The sequence below is a fragment of the Bosea sp. PAMC 26642 genome (assembly GCF_001562255.1).
Classification (GTDB): Bacteria; Pseudomonadota; Alphaproteobacteria; order Rhizobiales; family Beijerinckiaceae; genus Allobosea.
In genome coordinates, this window is sequence record NZ_CP014301.1 from 3361874 (window position 1) to 3376634 (window position 14761).

A 14761-nucleotide genomic window follows, 5' to 3' on the forward strand; every position below is an offset into this window, starting at 1 on the left:
GGAGCCATCCCATGACCACCGCCCCCCGCGTCCTGATCTCCGACGCCCTCTCCCCCGCCGCCGTGCAGATCTTCAAGGATCGCGGCATCGAGGTGACGTTCGATCCGAACCTCGGCAAGGACAAGGACAAGCTCCTTGCGATGATCGGGGATTATGATGGGCTGGCCATCCGCTCGGCCACCAAGGCCACCGCAAAGCTGCTGGAAGCCGCGAAGAACCTGAAAGTGATCGGCCGCGCCGGCATCGGTGTCGACAATGTCGAAATCCCGGCCGCCACCGCGCGCGGCATCATCGTGATGAACACGCCCTTCGGCAATTCGATCACCACCGCCGAACACGCCATCGCGATGATGTTCGCGCTCGCCCGGCAGATCCCCTCGGCCGATGTTTCGACGCAAGCCGGGAAGTGGGAGAAGAACCGCTTCATGGGCGTCGAGATCACCGCCAAGACGCTCGGCCTGATCGGCTGCGGCAATATCGGCGCCATCGTCGCCGAGCGCGGCATCGGCCTGAAGATGCGCGTCATCGCCTACGACCCCTATCTCACACCCGAGCGCGCGGTCGCACTCGGCGTCGAGAAGGTCGAGCTGGAAGACCTCCTGAAGCGCGCCGATTTCATCACGCTGCATGTCCCGATGACGGAAAAGACCAGGAACATCCTCTCGGCCGAGGCGCTGGCGAAGACCAAGAAGGGCGTGCGCATCATCAACTGCGCCCGTGGCGGGCTGGTCGACGAGCAGGCGCTGGCTGAGCTGATCAAGAGCGGCCATGTCGCGGGTGCCGCCTTCGACGTGTTCTCGCAGGAGCCGGCCGAGAGCAATCCGCTCTTCGGGCTGGAGAACGTCGTCTGCACGCCCCATCTCGGCGCCGCCACCAACGAGGCGCAGGAGAATGTCGCGCTGCAGGTCGCCGAGCAGATGAGCGACTATCTGCTGAAAGGCGCGATCACCAATGCGGTGAACTTCCCCTCGATCTCGGCCGAGGAAGCCCCCCGCATCAAGCCCTTCGTGGCACTCGCCGAAAAGCTCGGCTCGTTCCTGGGCCAGCTCACCGAGGCGCCGGTCAAGGGCATCCGCATCGAATATGAGGGCGCGGTCGCGAGCCTGAACCTTAAGGCGATTTCGGCTGCGGCCATCACCGGCGTGCTGCGGCCCTTCCTGCCCGAGATCAACATGGTGAACGCCGCCATGGTGGCGAAGGAAAAGGGCATTGTCGTCGAGGAGATGACCCGCGAGGTCGCCGGCAATCTGGAGAGCGTCATCCGCATCGTCGTCGACGCCGAAGACATGCCGCGCCACGCCTCAGGCACCGTGTTCCAGGACGGCAAGCCGCGCATCGTCGAGATCCGCGACATCCAGGTCGATGCCGAGTTCGCGCCGCACATGCTCTATGTCCGCAACGCCGACAAGCCGGGCTTCATCGGCCAGTTCGGCTCGCTGCTCGGCGCGGCCGGCGTCAATGTCGCGACCTTCTCGCTGGGCCGCGACAAGCCCGGCGGCGACGCGATCTGCTATGTCGCGGTCGACGAGGCGATCTCGGACGAACTGCTGGCGAAGATCCACGAGATCCCGATGGTCAAGCGGGCGCGGCGCCTGCGGTTCTGAAAGCCATGCGCTTTGCAGGCCTTCGTGCCTTGGTCGCCTCCCGCAAGGATGCGACCATGGCGCCCGTCAAGTTCGAGGTCCGTCGCGATGAGGAGGCTGGCGTCTGGTACGCGGTCGCGACCGACGACAGCGGCATCGTCACCGAAGCCGAGACGATCGAGGCCCTGCATGAGCGGCTGAAGCAGCTCGTGCCGGACTTCCTTGAACTCGACTGCGACTGCCCGATCGAATTGGAGATGTGCAGCGACGAACTGGCCTTCGGCTGCTGCGAGCTGCCGCCGCGCTAAGGCCGCAATCGCCCCCTCCCGTGCGCGCCGCCGCCACAGGAGATGCCCATGCTTCGAGCCGCCGCCTTCACCCTTACCTGCCTCATTGCCACGCCGACGCTGGCCGACTGGGACAAGGCGAAACTCGACCGCGAGATTATCGCGATCGAGCGGCAGTCGAAGGGGCGGCTCGGCGTCGCCCTGCTCGACCTGAAGGACCGCAAGACCTGGTCGCATCGCGGAGCCGAGCGCTTCCCGATGCAGAGCGTCTTCAAGCTGCCGCTGGCGGTGGCGGTGCTGCAGGCTGTCGAAGCCGGCAAGCTGAAGCTCGATCAGCCGGTCACGATCAAACGCAGCGAGTTCTCGCTCTATCACAGCCCGCTCGCCGACGCCTTGGAGGGCGAGAGCAAGGCCTATCCGCTGCGCGAACTGATCGCGCGCGCCGCCGGCGACAGCGACAACACCGCCGCCGACTTTCTGTTACGTCTGGTCGGCGGCCCGCAGGCGGTCACGGCGATGCTGAAGGCCGGCGGCATCACGGGCATGTCGATCGACCGTTATGAGCGCATGCTTCAGCCCGAGATTCTCGGCCTGCCGGGCTTCGGCTGGGACCAGGCGATCGACCGGCGGCAGTTCAATCAGTCCGTCCAGGCCGTACCGGCGGCAAAGCGCCGGGCGGCCCTGCAGGCGGCTCTTTCCGACCCGCGCGACAGCGCGACCCCCGACGCCTCGGTCGCCTTCCTCGAAGCACTGGCGAAGGGCAACTGGCTGCGCGATCCGACCCACGCCGCCTGGCTCGACCGCGTCATCAGCGAGACCATGTCGGGGCCGGAGCGCCTGCGCGCCGGCCTGCCGGAGAAGGCGCGCCTGGCGCACAAGACCGGGTTGGGACCGAGCCCCGAAAGCCTGAACCACGCCACCAACGACATCGGCCTCGTCACGCTGCCCAATGGCCGCGTCTTCGCCATCGCGGTCTATCTGGCGGGCTCGACCGCCGATGCGAAACAGCGCGAGGCGGCCCATGCGGCCGTGGCGCGGCTGGCGGTCGGCGCATTGCGGTGACGGGCTGCCGTCAATCTCGGGCGAAGCCCTCGGGTCCGATCTTCGATCGGCCCAAGGGTAAACTCCGCGCAGACCCGAGAATCTCAGGACCGGAAGGCGCTGGTTTCCGGGATGGTCGGGTCGAAACCTGACCATGACGCCAAAACCTCAGCGCCGCCCCAACCGCTCGGCGATGAAGATGCCGCCCAGCACCAACAGCAAGGCCACCCCGTGATAGAGCGCGAGCTGCTCGCCGATGATCAGCACGGCCATGATCGGCGTGAAGACCGGGACCAGATTGGCGAAGACGCCGGCCCGGCCGGGACCGATCAGTTCGACCGCACGCAGGAAGCTGAGTTGCGCCACCATGGAGGGCCCGAGCACCACGAAGACGAGGACGAGCAAGCCCTTCGGCGTTGGCCAGAACGCGTTGCCGGTCGCGATCTCGATCGCGAGCAGCGGCAGGGAACCGACGAAGGCGGCAAAGGCCGCGGCCGTGAAGAAGACCAGGGCCGGTATGGCCGGGCGCTTGCGGATCGCGACCGTGTAGCCGGCATAGAGTATCGAGGCGAGGATGATGTAGACATCGCCGGTCGCGAAGCTGAGGCCCGCGAGCACATGGATGTCGCCGCGGCTGGCCGTGACCGCGATGCCGACCATGGTGACGGCCACGCCCAGCGCCTGCAGCGGGGCGATCGGCGTGCGGAAGGCCAGGAAGGCGCCGATCAGCACGAAGATCGGGATCGAGCCCTGCAGAATGCCGATATTGATCGCGGTGGTGGAATAGCCGGCGAGATACAGGAACGCGTTGAACATTGTGAAGCCGCAGACGCCCATCAGCGCGATGTAGCACCAGCGGCGGCGCAAGCTAGGCGCATGTTCGGCGATCTGGCCGCGCAGCAGCAAAGGCAGCACTAGGCAGACGCCGCCCCAGCGCAGGGCGGTCATCGTCATCGGCGAGATGTTGCCGACCGCGAGCCGGCTGGCGACGGCATTGCCGGACCACATCAGCATCGTCAGCGCCAGCAGGAGATAGGGATTGGCCCAGGCTCGCTGCGGCAGGGTCTGGGTGGGAGGCAAGGGCTTGGAGCCTGTCCGTATGAGGAGCGCCTGCAATAGCCTTGCGCGGGGTTCGCGTCATGTGGGATGAGGCGCAAGGTTGCCCGGCGCCCGGCGCATCCCCTCCCAGCCAATCTCCCGCGGCCATCTCCCATGATCGACGTTTCAGCCCGCCCCCTTCGCCTGCTCGTCGTCGACGGCAATACGCGCGAGCAGCGCGAGGCCCATGCGGCGGGTTATGGGGGCCTCTCGCCGTCCGCCGCCTATGCGCAGGAGGTAACCGCGATTGCGCCCGACGCGATCACCGATATCTGCCTGCCGGCCGATGCGGGGGCGAACCTGCCCGACGGCGCCGGCCTGCAATCCTATGACGGCATCTTCCTCACTGGCTCGTCCCTGCACATCTATCATGACGACCCCGCGATCACCCGCCAGATCGATTTGATGCGGGCGATCTATGCCAGCGGCACGCCCTGTTTCGGCTCCTGCTGGGGCATCCAGATCGGCGCGGTCGCCGCCGGGGGAACGGTCGTCGCCAATCCCAGGGGCCGAGAGGTCGGCTTCGCCCGCCGCATCACGCTGACGGAAGCCGGGCGCGACCACCCGCTGCTTGCCGGCAGGCCTTTATCCTTCGACGCGCCCGCGATCCATCTCGACACCATCGTCCAACCGCCCGGCGACACGCTGGTGCTGGCCTCAAACGTCTACAGCACCGTCCATGCCGCCGAGATCAGGCATGATGGCGGCGTCTTCTGGGGCGTGCAGTACCACCCCGAATTCCCACTGAGACAGGTCGCCTCGATTCTGCGGCGCATGGTGCCGCAGCTGATCGACGAGGGCTTCCGCAAGGACGACGCAGCCGCAAGGACCTGGCTCGACGAGATCGCCGCGCTGGACGCCGACCCCGCCCGCGGCGATCTCGCCTGGAGCCATGGCCTCGACGCGGAGGTCCTCGACGATGCGCGCCGCGTCACCGAACTGAGGAATTTCCTGACCCACCGCGTCCAGCCACATGCGAGTTCGCGCGGGCGGGCGTGAGATTTGGGTGTGGCGTCAGCCGCAAAAGCGATGTGCCTCTGAGAACTCTTGCGGGCGATTATCGCAACTTCCGCTATGGGCCAGGAGGAGACGAATTTTCGTCGTGGTGATACGCTCGATTTACTCATCGTCTAGAGGGAAGACTGGACATGCTGGACTTTCAAACAATCGCGATGTTCTCGCTTGCATGTCTGGTGCTCACTGCAACCCGGGCCCCGACATGTTGCTGATTGGAAGTCGCAGCATCGCACAAGGAAGGGCTGCCGGCTTCGCAACACTGCAGGCATACAAGCTGGCACGTATTGCCACGCTTTGGCGGCTGCACTCGGCTTCGGTGCGATTCATTGGGTGCTCGAATATCTCGTCCTCGGCGCGGTCATCGTGGCGCCGGTGTGGTTGGTCATGACGCTGCTGCGCGGCTGTGGTGGCTCACGCTGATGCAGGACACTGTGACCGACACGACGCGCGCCGCCGCGCCGACACCATCGCCCATGCTGACCCTGTGGGACGTGCTCGCGCTCGCCGCCCCGATCATGCTCGCCAACGCCTCGACGCCGCTGATCGGCTTCGTTGACGCGGCCGTCATCGGCCAGCTCGGTAACGCGGCCTTGATCGGCGGCGTCGCCGTCGGGGCTGCGATCTTCAATGCCATCTACTGGTGCGTCGGCTTTCTGCGCATGAGCACGACGGGCTTCACGGCGCAGGCCTATGGCGCGCGCGACAGCACGGAGATCGCGGCCACTCTCCTGCGCGCCCTGCTGATCGCTGGCGTGATTGGTATCGCGGTCGTGGTGTTCCAAGCCCCGATCCGACGTGCCTTGCTCTGGTTCCTCGGCGGCTCACCCGCCGTGCAGGCGGCGGCGACCGAATACTATGATTGGCGCATCTGGGCCGCGCCTGCGGGGCTCGCCAACGTCGCGCTGCTCGGCTGGTTCATCGGCCTCGGACGCACGATGGTCGCGTTCTGCGTTCAAGTGCTCGCCAACGTGCTCAACATCGTCTTCGCGCTCGCTTTCGTGTCGTGGCTCGGCTGGGGCGTCTCGGCCGTCGGCCTTGCGGCGTTTCTCTCCGAAATCGCGGCGGTCGCCGGTGGGTTCTACTACGCACGGCGCGAACTCGCCGCCCACGGCGCCGGCGCATCCCGCGCGACATTGCTCGACGGGGCGAAACTCCGCGCGCTCTTCGCCGCCAATCGTGACATCATGATCCGCACCGTCTGTGTGCTCGCCGTCGGGCAGATCTTCATCCGCTTCGGCGCCACGCAAGGCGATGCCGTACTCGCCGCCAACGCGTTGCTCGCGAGCATCCTGATGATCACCTACTTCCTGCTCGACGGTTATGGCCATGCCACGGAAACGCTGATCGGACAGGCCGTCGGCGCAAGAGACCGGCCGCGTCTCGATCTCTCCGTGCGGCTCGCCTCCATCGCGGCCGCGATCACCGGCGCATTCATCGGCGTGGTGCTCTGGTTCACGGCCGGCCCGATCATCGCCTTCATGACCACCAACACCGAGGTGCAGGCGCATGCCGCCGCGTATTTCGCCTGGGTCGCATGGCTACCGCTGATTGCCGTCGGCTGCTTCCTGCTCGACGGCGTGTTCATCGGGGCGACGCGCACTGTCGACATGCGCAACATGATGCTCGTGAGCTTCGTCGTATACCTTGGCGTGCTCGCGATCGCGCTGCCGTGGCTCGGAAACCATGGTCTATGGCTTGCTCAAGCCGTGTTCTTCATCGCGCGCGCGGTCACCCTTGCCTGGAAATACCCCGCTCTGGCCGTGACCGCAGACCGCTAGCTAGTCCGCTTCCTGGGCACGACGGACCGAGCCGTGCAAAAGCTGCCGTAGGGCAGCTCAGGGTCGGAAGCGGAAGTCGTCCCTCGTCACCCCGCGCCCTTCAACACCTGTGGCACACCCCGTCACCCCCTCCCCCACTCCACCCCAATTCCGCCTTCCCCGCGCCGGAATCCGCCGCCCCAATTGCCGTACCGTGATTTGGGGGGAAACCACATGATGAACCGACTTGCCGCAGCGCTGATCGTGGCGCCGAGCTTCGCCGCAGCCGCCGAGACCGAACTCGCCTCGCGCATCGACCGCGTCACGGTCTATCCCGACGGCGCGGTCGTGACCCGGCTCGGCAAGGCCGAACTGCTGCAGGGCACGGCCCAGATCGTGCTGCGCGGCCTGCCCGCCACGATCGACCCCGCCTCGATCCGGGTCGAGGCCAGGGGCGACGGCGCTTTCTCGGTCGGGGCGGTCGATGTCCGGCTTGCCCCGGGCGAGGCCAAGCCGCTCGACAGCGCCATCGAAAGCAAGTTGAGGGCGCTGCGCGAGCAGAAATCCGCCTTTGAGGGCCAGATCGCGGCGACCGAGGCCAAACGCGGCACGATCGAGCGCTTCGGCCAGATCGGGCCCGACAAGCTCGGCCCAGAGGGCAAGGCCCTGCCGGTCGCGGACTGGCCGGCGGTGTTCGACGCCATCGGCACCGCGCTGGTCAAGGTCCATGAGGAGCTGCGCGGCGCGCGCCTGCGCCTCGCCGACACCGAGGCCGAGATCGCGACGCTGGAGCGGGCGCGCCCGCAACCCGGCCGGCCCGGCGCGCCAAAGCGCGACGTCGCCATCGCGGTCGAGGCGCAAAGCCCGGTCGCGGCCGAATTCGCGGTGAGCTACCGCGTCACCGGTGCGGGCTGGACGCCGCAATACGAGGCAAGGCTGACGACGGGAAGTCCCGCGGCCAAGCCCGAAATCGCCTTCACCCGGCGCGCCGAACTGCGCCAGCGCAGCGGCGAGGACTGGAACGAGGTCGCCGTCACGCTCTCGACGACGCGCTCGGTCGGCGGCACCCGCGCGCCGGACCTGCCCCCGATCCAGGTGATGTTCTTCGAACCGCCCTCGATCCATGAGAGCCGGGCGCGGGCCGCCGAGCAGATGCGCAAACAGGCCACGGAGCGCGCCGCGCCGCCCGCCCTCGCAGGAGCGCCCGCGCCGATGTCGGATTTCGCCCCGCAGGACGATCGCGCCGCCCGCCCGGTCATGCAGGAGGCGACGCTGACGAACGCGACCGTCGAGGCCGGCGCCTATCAGGCGAGCTTCCAGGTACCGGGCCGGGTCACGATCCCGCAGGACGGCTCGTCCAAGGCGGTGGTGCTGAGCCAGAGCAAGGTCGCGCCGGCCTTGAGCGCCCGCACGACGCCGGAACTCGAGGAGAAGGCCTATCTCGAAGCCGCCTTCATCCATGAGGACGAGGCCCCGCTGATGCCCGGCGAGGTTTTTCTGCACCGCGACGGCACCTTCATCGGCCGCGGCCGGATCGGGCTCGTCGCGCCAGGGGACAAGGTCGAGCTCGGCTTCGGTGCCGACGACAAGCTCAAGGTGACGCGCGCGCCTGTGCGCCGCCGCGAGAACGAGCCGACCTGGCTCGGCCAGACCCGCACCGACCTGCGCGAGTTCAGGACAGTTGTGAAAAGCCTGCATTCGCAAGCCGTGAAGGTGACGGTCAGCGAGCGGATTCCGTTCTCGGAGTCGAGCGCGATTACGGTGGAGACGCTGTCGCAGACCACGCCACCGACCGAAAAACAGGTCGGCGACAAGCGCGGCGTCTCGGCTTGGAGCTTCGATCTCGCGCCTGGTACGGAGAAGGAGATCCGGCTGGCCTACCGCATCAAATGGCCGGGCGACCGCGAACTGAGCTTCGAGCCGCAGGTCAGGCCGGCTCCGATGCCGCGGCCGATGAACTGACCGGCCGGGGTCCGACGGTTTAAAGTCAAAAAACGGCGTCATTCCGGACAAGCCGCGTCAGCGGCGCCGATCCGGAATCCATCATAAGGCACAGTCGCGCTTTACGATGGATTCCGGGTCTGCGCTTCGCTCCGCCCGGAATGACGGCGGGCGAATGATGAGGATGTGGGCGCCTTGAAGCAGCCTACAGCGCCATATCGAGTTCGCTCGTGCGGCCCAGCCGCGTCATCCAGTCTGTGTATTGCGGCTGGACTTTGAGCTGGTGACCGTAATGGCGGCGCAGCGCCTCGGTCAGCCGACCGCCGCGTCCGAGCTGCTCGTCGGCGAACCCGATCATGATCGAGTTCGGCCAGGCCTGCGGCCGCACCTCGCGCAGGCGCGCGAACAATTCGTCCTCGGTCGCCTCAGTATCGTTCTGCGCCATCAGCATCAGCATGGCGGCGGTCGAGCGCGAAATGCCCATATGGCAATGCACCAGCAGATGGCCCTCGACGCGCTCGGTGACGCCGTCCTTCAGGCTCTCGCCGAATCCCAGGATCTGCTCGACATGGCGCGGCTGCGGATGGGTCATGCCCTGCGAGGGGCCGAGAATATCGTGGAATCGCAGCGTGACCCGGTGATGCTCGCCATAGGTCCCGAATGTGTCGAGTTCGGCGCGATCGGGATCGAGCAGCGACAGAACATGCGTGACGCGGCGGATACTGTGGCTCGGCAGCTCGTCGATGCCGCAGATCGTCAGGGTCGAAATGGCGAGGGACTGCATCGGGACCTGGGAAACAGTTGATGACGAGGCCGGCTTAAACCTGCGCGCGCCCGGCCACAACCGCTGCCGCACGCGAGTCGGGCTGCGCACGCGCCTTGACCTTGCCACCATGTTGGCCCAAGAGGGCCTGCAAGAACCTGCCTTACGAACCCCGGTCTTGCGCCGGGGTTTTTCATGCGCGCGGCGCTTGCACGGGTCACTCGAAGCAAGACAGCAGGACGGCTTAGCCATGGCGAATGTGGTGGTTGTCGGCGCCCAGTGGGGCGACGAGGGCAAGGGCAAGATCGTCGACTGGCTTTCCAGCCAGGCCGATGTCGTGGTGCGCTTCCAGGGCGGGCACAATGCCGGCCATACGCTGGTCATCGACGGGATCGTCTACAAGCTTTCGCTGCTGCCCTCGGGCATCGTGCGCGGCGGCAAGCTTTCCGTCATCGGCAATGGCGTGGTGGTCGATCCCTGGCATCTCGTCGAGGAGATCGAGCGGCTGCGCACGCAGGGCGTCGCGATCTCGCCCGAGAACCTGCGCGTCGCCGACAACGCCACGCTGATCCTGCCGCTACATCGCGAGCTCGACCATTTCCGCGAGACCTCCAATGCCGGGCTGAAGATCGGCACGACCAAGCGCGGCATCGGCCCGGCCTATGAGGACAAGGTCGGCCGCCGCGCCATCCGCGTCATCGACCTGAAGGATCCCGCGATCCTGGAGGCCAAGATCGAGCGGCTGCTCGCCCACCACAACGCGCTCCGGCGCGGGCTGGGCATCGCGGAAGTCGACGGCAAGGAACTGCTGGCGCTGCTGATCAAGATCGCGCCGCAGATCCTGCCCTATGCCGATACGGTCTGGGCCCTGCTCGATGCGCAGCGCCGCGCGGGAAAACGCATCCTGTTCGAGGGCGCCCAAGGCGCGCTGCTCGACGTCGACCACGGCACCTATCCCTTCGTGACCTCGTCGAACATCGTCGCCGGCCAGGCCGCGACCGGCTCCGGGCTCGGCCCCTCGGCCGTCGGCTATGTGTTGGGCATCGCCAAGGCCTACACCACCCGCGTGGGTGAAGGTCCGTTCCCGACCGAGCTCTTCGACGAGATCGGCGAGCTGATCGGCCAGAAGGGCAAGGAGTTCGGCGTCGTCACCGGCCGCAAGCGCCGTTGCGGCTGGTTCGACGCCTGCCTGGTGCGCCAGACCGTCAAGACCTCGGGCATCGACGGCATCGCCCTGACCAAGCTCGACATCCTCGACGGCTTCGACGAGATCAAGGTCTGCACCGGCTATAGGCTCGATGGCGAGATTCTCGAACATCTCCCGGCCGGCCAGAGCGACCAGGCTCGCGTCGAACCGGTCTACGAGACGATCGAAGGCTGGGAAGGCTCCACCGCCAATGCCCGCTCCTGGGCCGATTTGCCGGCGCAGGCGATCAAATATGTCCGCCGCATCGAGGAGTTGATCGGCGCGAGCGTCGCCGTGCTGTCGACCAGCCCGGAGCGCGACGACACAATCCTGGTGCACAATCCTTTCGAGGGATAATTGCCCTTCGAGCGCTGACCGCCTTTCGAGGGTTGACCTTGAGGCCCAACATCGACAAGTGAGGCCAATGGCCGATTTCTATCCGATCCTGGCGCGCGCTGTCGCCGGCCTGCCCGACAGATCGCCCGACGCGCGCCGCGCCGTCTTCGATCGGGCCACGGCCGCGCTGCTGACGCAGCTGCGTAGCCTCGACCCGCCCCTGGGCGAGGCCGAGATCATGCGCGAGCGGCTGGCGCTCGACGAAGCCATCGCCCGGGTCGAGGCCGATTACGAGCCCGCCTTCGTCGAGCAGGCGCCGCCGGCGGTGATCAGGCCCGCCACGCTGCCCGAGCCGAAACCGTCGGTGGACGCGCTACCCGAGCCGCCCGCCCCGGTGCGGGATCTGGACGATCGCCGTTTCGACGATCCCCTGCCGGAGCCGGCGGAAACGCAGGCGATCCGCCCGCGCGTCGCCCCGCCGCGGGAACGGCGCGTCGATCCCGGCCATGTCCGCACGGCCATCGTCGGCGGCGGCGTCGCGATCGCCGTCGCGGCGATCGCCGCAGCGGCCTACTATGTGAACAAGATCAATCCGCCGGACACGGCGGCGAGGCCTCGTGTCGAGCAGCCGGCGGTACAGCCGCAGGCCGACAATGAGCGCAAGCTCAACGACCGCGTCGGTGACACGGCCGCGACCACGCCTCCCCCCCGGACGGCGCCGACAACGGCCGCCCCGCCGCAAGGGAGCGAGATCGCGGTCGCGCAGCGCGCCATCCTCTACACCGAGGTGCCCGAAAGCCCGCAGCAGCCGCGCGCCGTGAACGGCCGCGTCTTCTGGCGGCTCGACAGCGAGAGCGCCGGCCAGGGTCGCCCGGTCGAGACGATTGTGCGCGCGACCGTGGAAATTCCGGAGGCCGGGCTCGGGCTCGACTTCACGCTTCGCCGCAACACGGAAGCCGCCTTCCCGGCCTCGCACATCATCGGCCTGCGCTTCACCCAGACCGGCGATACGACGAGCGACCCGATCCGCGAGGTCGGCGTGCCGCAGCTCAAGACCGACGAGAACGAGCGCGGCGCCCCGCTCTCGGCGATCAATTCAGCGCTTGGCGACAACCTCTTCGTAGCTGCACTGTCGAACGTCCCCGTCGAGGTCGAGCGCAATCTGGAGCTGATCCTGAACCGCAGCTGGATCGACGTCCCGGTCCGCTTTGCCTCCGGCCGCCGTGGCATCATCACCTTCGAGAAGGGCCTCTCGGGCAACCAGACGCTCGCCGACGCCGTCGGCCGCTGGCGCTGACCACGCGAGCCCCTCGCAAGCCGCTATTTTGCCGGCGAGCACGGCTCTCAGGAACCGGCACGGACCGAACGCCGTTGGTCTACCGGCCATGGCGGCGAAACCCGGGGCGCGCGAGATCACGATGAAACTATCCGGAGGCTGCAACTGCGGACAGGTCCGCTACGAACTCGACGGCGAGCCTACCCGCGTCGGCATCTGCCACTGCGAGACCTGCCGGAAGACGTCCGGCTCGGCCTTCTCCTTCTTCGGAATCTGGCCCAGGGCCGGCGCAACCCTGTCGGGGGAACTCGGATGCTGGCAAAGCCGGGCGGGCGGCGAGCGCTTCTGCCCGAAATGCGGCTCGTCGCTCTTCTGCTGGGCTGAAGAGTCGGACCAGATCGAGATCAAGCTCGGCACGTTGGACAGCCCGCCCAGTGCGCTGGTGCCAGCCTATGAACTCTGGACCATCCGCCGCGAGCCGTGGCTGGCGCATCACGAGAGCGCGGAGCAGCACATACGGGATCGCAAGGAGTCCGGCGCCTGACACCGACCACTCGCGGCCCGGCACCGGAGCACGCGAGCAGCATACTGACTTGCGGCAAGGTCACATTCACGAGCACGGCCCGCTGCGGCTCGCAGCCCGGCCAGCCCTGACCTCGATCAACCTTCCGGCGGCTTGTTGACCGCCAATTGAGCTTCGAAGGCCCGCTGATAGGCGGGCCGCGCTTCGCCTCGGGCCACATAGGCTGAAAGGTTCGGGTACTCGTCCAGCATACGGGACGCTTTCACCCTGAGCAGGACCGACACCATCATCAGGTCGCCCGCACTGAACGGACCATCGAGCCAATCGGTATCGCCGAGACGACGGGAAAGCTGGTTCAGCCGGTCTCGGACGCGACCTTCGACGAGCGGCAAACGTTGCGCAGACCAGGGCTTGTCGCTCTCGATGAGCCTGGCGGTTGCAAGTTCAAGGATCGGCGGCTCCACCGTGCTCAGCGCGGCGAATATCCATGTGATCGCCCGCGCCCGGGCATTCGCATCGTCCGGCAACAGGCCTGCATGACGCTGCGCGATATGGACCACTATCGCCCCGGTCTCGAACAGGGCGAGATCGCCGTCTTCATAGGTCGGAATCTGCCCGAAAGGATGAAGCGCCAGATGCTCGGGTTCCTTCATCGCCCGGAAGGAGACGAGGCGAACCTCGTAGGGCTGACCGACTTCCTCGAGCGCCCAGCGGACGCGCGTGTCGCGTGCCAGCCCCTTGCCGCCATCGGGCGACCGCTCGAACGCAGTGATGGTGATGGTCATCGGAGGTTCCTCCTTGGCCAAAATCATGGGATGCGGGCTCGCGAGCCGTCAAGGCAAAGTCACGGGAGTTGAGGACGGCTCCGTTCCATATCCGGCTCGTCCGCATGGAGCCCTTGTCTTCGACCTCAGTCAGTGATGGCTGACCTTCAATTCTTCCGCTCAGCCGCGAACCGCGCCGCCGCACGCAGCATATCGGCCTCCGGGCCGAAACCGGCCAGCGCCGCGACCGCCTCGCCGCTCAGACGGTCGCGCTCCTGCTTGGCACCGACGAGACCGAGCGCCGCGATCAGCGTCCCCTTGCCCTTGCCCTCGTCCTTCGCCGTCGCCTTGCCGAGTTCCTCGGGCGTGGCCTCCACGTCGAGAATATCGTCTGCGACCTGAAAGGCCGCGCCGAGCGCTACCCCGTAGCGCCGCAACGCGTTCAACTGTGCGTCATCCGCCCCACCGAGCAGGGCCCCGATCTCGACGCTCGCCGCCAGCAGCGCACCGGTCTTCATCGCCTGCAGGCGCCGGATCTCGACCTCGGCCAGCGGCTGCGGCACGTCGCCGTCGAACCGCCCCTCGGCCGCGAGATCGAGCATCTGGCCCCCCGTCATCCCGCCGAGCCCGGCGGCGCGCGCCAGCGCCAGCACCAGCGCCGAGCGGATCTCGCCGGAAGGATGCGTTGCGGCGTCCGCCATGACGCCGAAGGCCAACGTCAGAAGGCTGTCGCCGGCAAGGATCGCGCTCGCCTCGTCGAAGGCCTTGTGCACGGTCGGCCGACCGCGGCGCGTATCGTCATCGTCCATCGCCGGCAGGTCGTCATGCACCAGCGAATAGCAATGGACGAGTTCGACCGCCGCTCCAGCACGCAGCGCCTGGTCCAGATCAGCCCCGAACAACCGCGCCGTCTCGACCGTCAGGAAAGGCCGTAGCCGCTTTCCGCCACCGAGCGCGCCATGACGCATCGCCGCCAGCAGTCGCTCTGGCCGTGCGATTTCGCCCTGGGCCGCTTTCGGCGATAAGAGATTGTCGAGCAGCCGCTCGACCCGTTCGGCAGTCAGCACCAGTCGCGCGGCAAGGCCGTCGGCGCTGGCATCGGGCGGGACGGAACTCATGGATGGGTCTCGCGTTCGCTGGCTTCGCGGGGCTTGCCGGAGCGCGGCGGGATCGTCAAGCCGACGGGGGG

The 14761-nt window shown here is 67.4% G+C and carries 14 protein-coding genes and 1 pseudogene; 11 read left to right on the forward strand and 4 right to left on the reverse strand.

Features of this window, described 5'->3' with window-relative positions; all coding sequences use genetic code 11:
• Positions 1–11: 11 nt before the first annotated feature.
• From serA to bla, 3 genes are read left to right on the forward strand one after another with little or no spacing between them, the layout of a single operon-like run.
• Positions 12–1604, forward strand: a complete 1593-nt coding sequence (gene serA, locus AXW83_RS16220) for a phosphoglycerate dehydrogenase (RefSeq protein ID WP_066615100.1) — start codon at positions 12–14, stop codon at positions 1602–1604.
• Between the two features lie 56 nt (positions 1605–1660).
• A complete protein-coding gene (locus AXW83_RS16225; protein WP_168166109.1) occupies positions 1661–1891 on the forward strand; it encodes a DUF1902 domain-containing protein in 231 nt (76 codons plus the stop codon).
• Positions 1892–1939: 48 nt separating this feature from the next.
• On the forward strand, positions 1940–2932 hold the full coding sequence (bla, locus tag AXW83_RS16230; RefSeq protein ID WP_066615102.1) for a class A beta-lactamase: 993 nt from the start codon (positions 1940–1942) through the stop codon (positions 2930–2932).
• A 147-nt stretch (positions 2933–3079) separates the two neighbouring features.
• Here the strand turns inward: bla and AXW83_RS16235 are convergent, their stop codons facing one another.
• A complete protein-coding gene (locus AXW83_RS16235) occupies positions 3080–3991 on the reverse strand; it encodes a DMT family transporter (protein ID WP_236841692.1) in 912 nt (303 codons plus the stop codon).
• Positions 3992–4123: 132 nt separating this feature from the next.
• On the opposite strand from AXW83_RS16235, the gene AXW83_RS16240 reads away from it, so the two are divergent.
• The 5 genes and pseudogenes from AXW83_RS16240 (at position 4124) to AXW83_RS16250 (ending at position 8745) form a co-directional block, all read left to right on the forward strand.
• The gene (locus tag AXW83_RS16240; RefSeq protein ID WP_066615103.1) at positions 4124–5008 is read left to right on the forward strand and encodes a type 1 glutamine amidotransferase; all 885 of its coding nucleotides are present in this window, start codon (positions 4124–4126) and stop codon (positions 5006–5008) included.
• Positions 5009–5157: 149 nt separating this feature from the next.
• Positions 5158–5350, forward strand: a pseudogene (locus tag AXW83_RS27855) (LysE family translocator); the annotation flags it as partial.
• Positions 5351–5356: 6 nt separating this feature from the next.
• The gene (locus tag AXW83_RS27860) at positions 5357–5446 is read left to right on the forward strand and encodes a DUF6460 domain-containing protein (RefSeq protein WP_236841962.1); all 90 of its coding nucleotides are present in this window, start codon (positions 5357–5359) and stop codon (positions 5444–5446) included.
• Positions 5446–6804 (forward strand): MATE family efflux transporter, encoded by a 1359-nt coding sequence (locus AXW83_RS16245; protein WP_066615104.1) that lies wholly within the window; start codon positions 5446–5448, stop codon positions 6802–6804. Before AXW83_RS27860 ends, AXW83_RS16245 begins: the two co-directional genes overlap by 1 nt.
• A gap of 213 nt (positions 6805–7017) precedes the next feature.
• The gene (locus AXW83_RS16250) at positions 7018–8745 is read left to right on the forward strand and encodes a mucoidy inhibitor MuiA family protein (protein WP_066615105.1); all 1728 of its coding nucleotides are present in this window, start codon (positions 7018–7020) and stop codon (positions 8743–8745) included.
• 184 nt (positions 8746–8929) lie between these two features.
• Here AXW83_RS16250 and AXW83_RS16255 read toward each other — a convergent pair whose 3' ends face one another.
• The gene (locus AXW83_RS16255) at positions 8930–9508 is read right to left on the reverse strand and encodes a tyrosine phosphatase family protein (RefSeq protein ID WP_066615106.1); all 579 of its coding nucleotides are present in this window, start codon (positions 9506–9508) and stop codon (positions 8930–8932) included.
• 229 nt (positions 9509–9737) lie between these two features.
• Between AXW83_RS16255 and AXW83_RS16260 the strand changes: the two genes are divergently transcribed.
• From AXW83_RS16260 to AXW83_RS16270, 3 genes are all read left to right on the forward strand, one after another.
• Complete coding sequence (locus AXW83_RS16260; RefSeq protein WP_066615107.1) at positions 9738–11030, forward strand: adenylosuccinate synthase; 1293 nt, start codon at positions 9738–9740, stop codon at positions 11028–11030.
• Between the two features lie 67 nt (positions 11031–11097).
• Positions 11098–12306 carry a hypothetical protein gene (locus tag AXW83_RS16265; RefSeq protein ID WP_066615108.1) on the forward strand — a complete coding sequence of 403 codons (1209 nt, stop codon included), beginning with the start codon at positions 11098–11100 and terminating at the stop codon, positions 12304–12306.
• Between the two features lie 121 nt (positions 12307–12427).
• Entirely contained in the window at positions 12428–12829 is a 402-nt protein-coding gene (locus tag AXW83_RS16270) for a GFA family protein (protein WP_066620606.1), read from the forward strand.
• Between the two features lie 116 nt (positions 12830–12945).
• Here AXW83_RS16270 and AXW83_RS16275 read toward each other — a convergent pair whose 3' ends face one another.
• Positions 12946–13593 carry a glutathione S-transferase family protein gene (locus AXW83_RS16275; RefSeq protein ID WP_066620608.1) on the reverse strand — a complete coding sequence of 216 codons (648 nt, stop codon included), beginning with the start codon at positions 13591–13593 and terminating at the stop codon, positions 12946–12948.
• A 146-nt stretch (positions 13594–13739) separates the two neighbouring features.
• Positions 13740–14690: a polyprenyl synthetase family protein gene (locus AXW83_RS16280; protein WP_066615109.1), complete on the reverse strand. Its 951-nt coding sequence runs from the start codon at positions 14688–14690 to the stop codon at positions 13740–13742.
• Positions 14691–14761 lie beyond the last annotated feature (71 nt).

Bases quoted from the DNA above. Each gene is read 5' to 3' on its own strand.
- serA (WP_066615100.1), top strand. From the start codon at position 12: ATGACCACCGCCCCCCGCGTCCTGATCTCCGACGCCCTCTCCCCCGCC.
- AXW83_RS16225 (WP_168166109.1), top strand. From the start codon at position 1,661: ATGGCGCCCGTCAAGTTCGAGGTCCGTCGCGATGAGGAGGCTGGCGTC.
- bla (WP_066615102.1), top strand. From the start codon at position 1,940: ATGCTTCGAGCCGCCGCCTTCACCCTTACCTGCCTCATTGCCACGCCG.
- AXW83_RS16240 (WP_066615103.1), top strand. From the start codon at position 4,124: ATGATCGACGTTTCAGCCCGCCCCCTTCGCCTGCTCGTCGTCGACGGC.
- AXW83_RS16245 (WP_066615104.1), top strand. From the start codon at position 5,446: ATGCAGGACACTGTGACCGACACGACGCGCGCCGCCGCGCCGACACCA.
- AXW83_RS16250 (WP_066615105.1), top strand. From the start codon at position 7,018: ATGATGAACCGACTTGCCGCAGCGCTGATCGTGGCGCCGAGCTTCGCC.
- AXW83_RS16255 (WP_066615106.1), bottom strand. From the start codon at position 9,508: ATGCAGTCCCTCGCCATTTCGACCCTGACGATCTGCGGCATCGACGAG.
- AXW83_RS16260 (WP_066615107.1), top strand. From the start codon at position 9,738: ATGGCGAATGTGGTGGTTGTCGGCGCCCAGTGGGGCGACGAGGGCAAG.
- AXW83_RS16265 (WP_066615108.1), top strand. From the start codon at position 11,098: ATGGCCGATTTCTATCCGATCCTGGCGCGCGCTGTCGCCGGCCTGCCC.
- AXW83_RS16270 (WP_066620606.1), top strand. From the start codon at position 12,428: ATGAAACTATCCGGAGGCTGCAACTGCGGACAGGTCCGCTACGAACTC.
- AXW83_RS16275 (WP_066620608.1), bottom strand. From the start codon at position 13,593: ATGACCATCACCATCACTGCGTTCGAGCGGTCGCCCGATGGCGGCAAG.
- AXW83_RS16280 (WP_066615109.1), bottom strand. From the start codon at position 14,690: ATGAGTTCCGTCCCGCCCGATGCCAGCGCCGACGGCCTTGCCGCGCGA.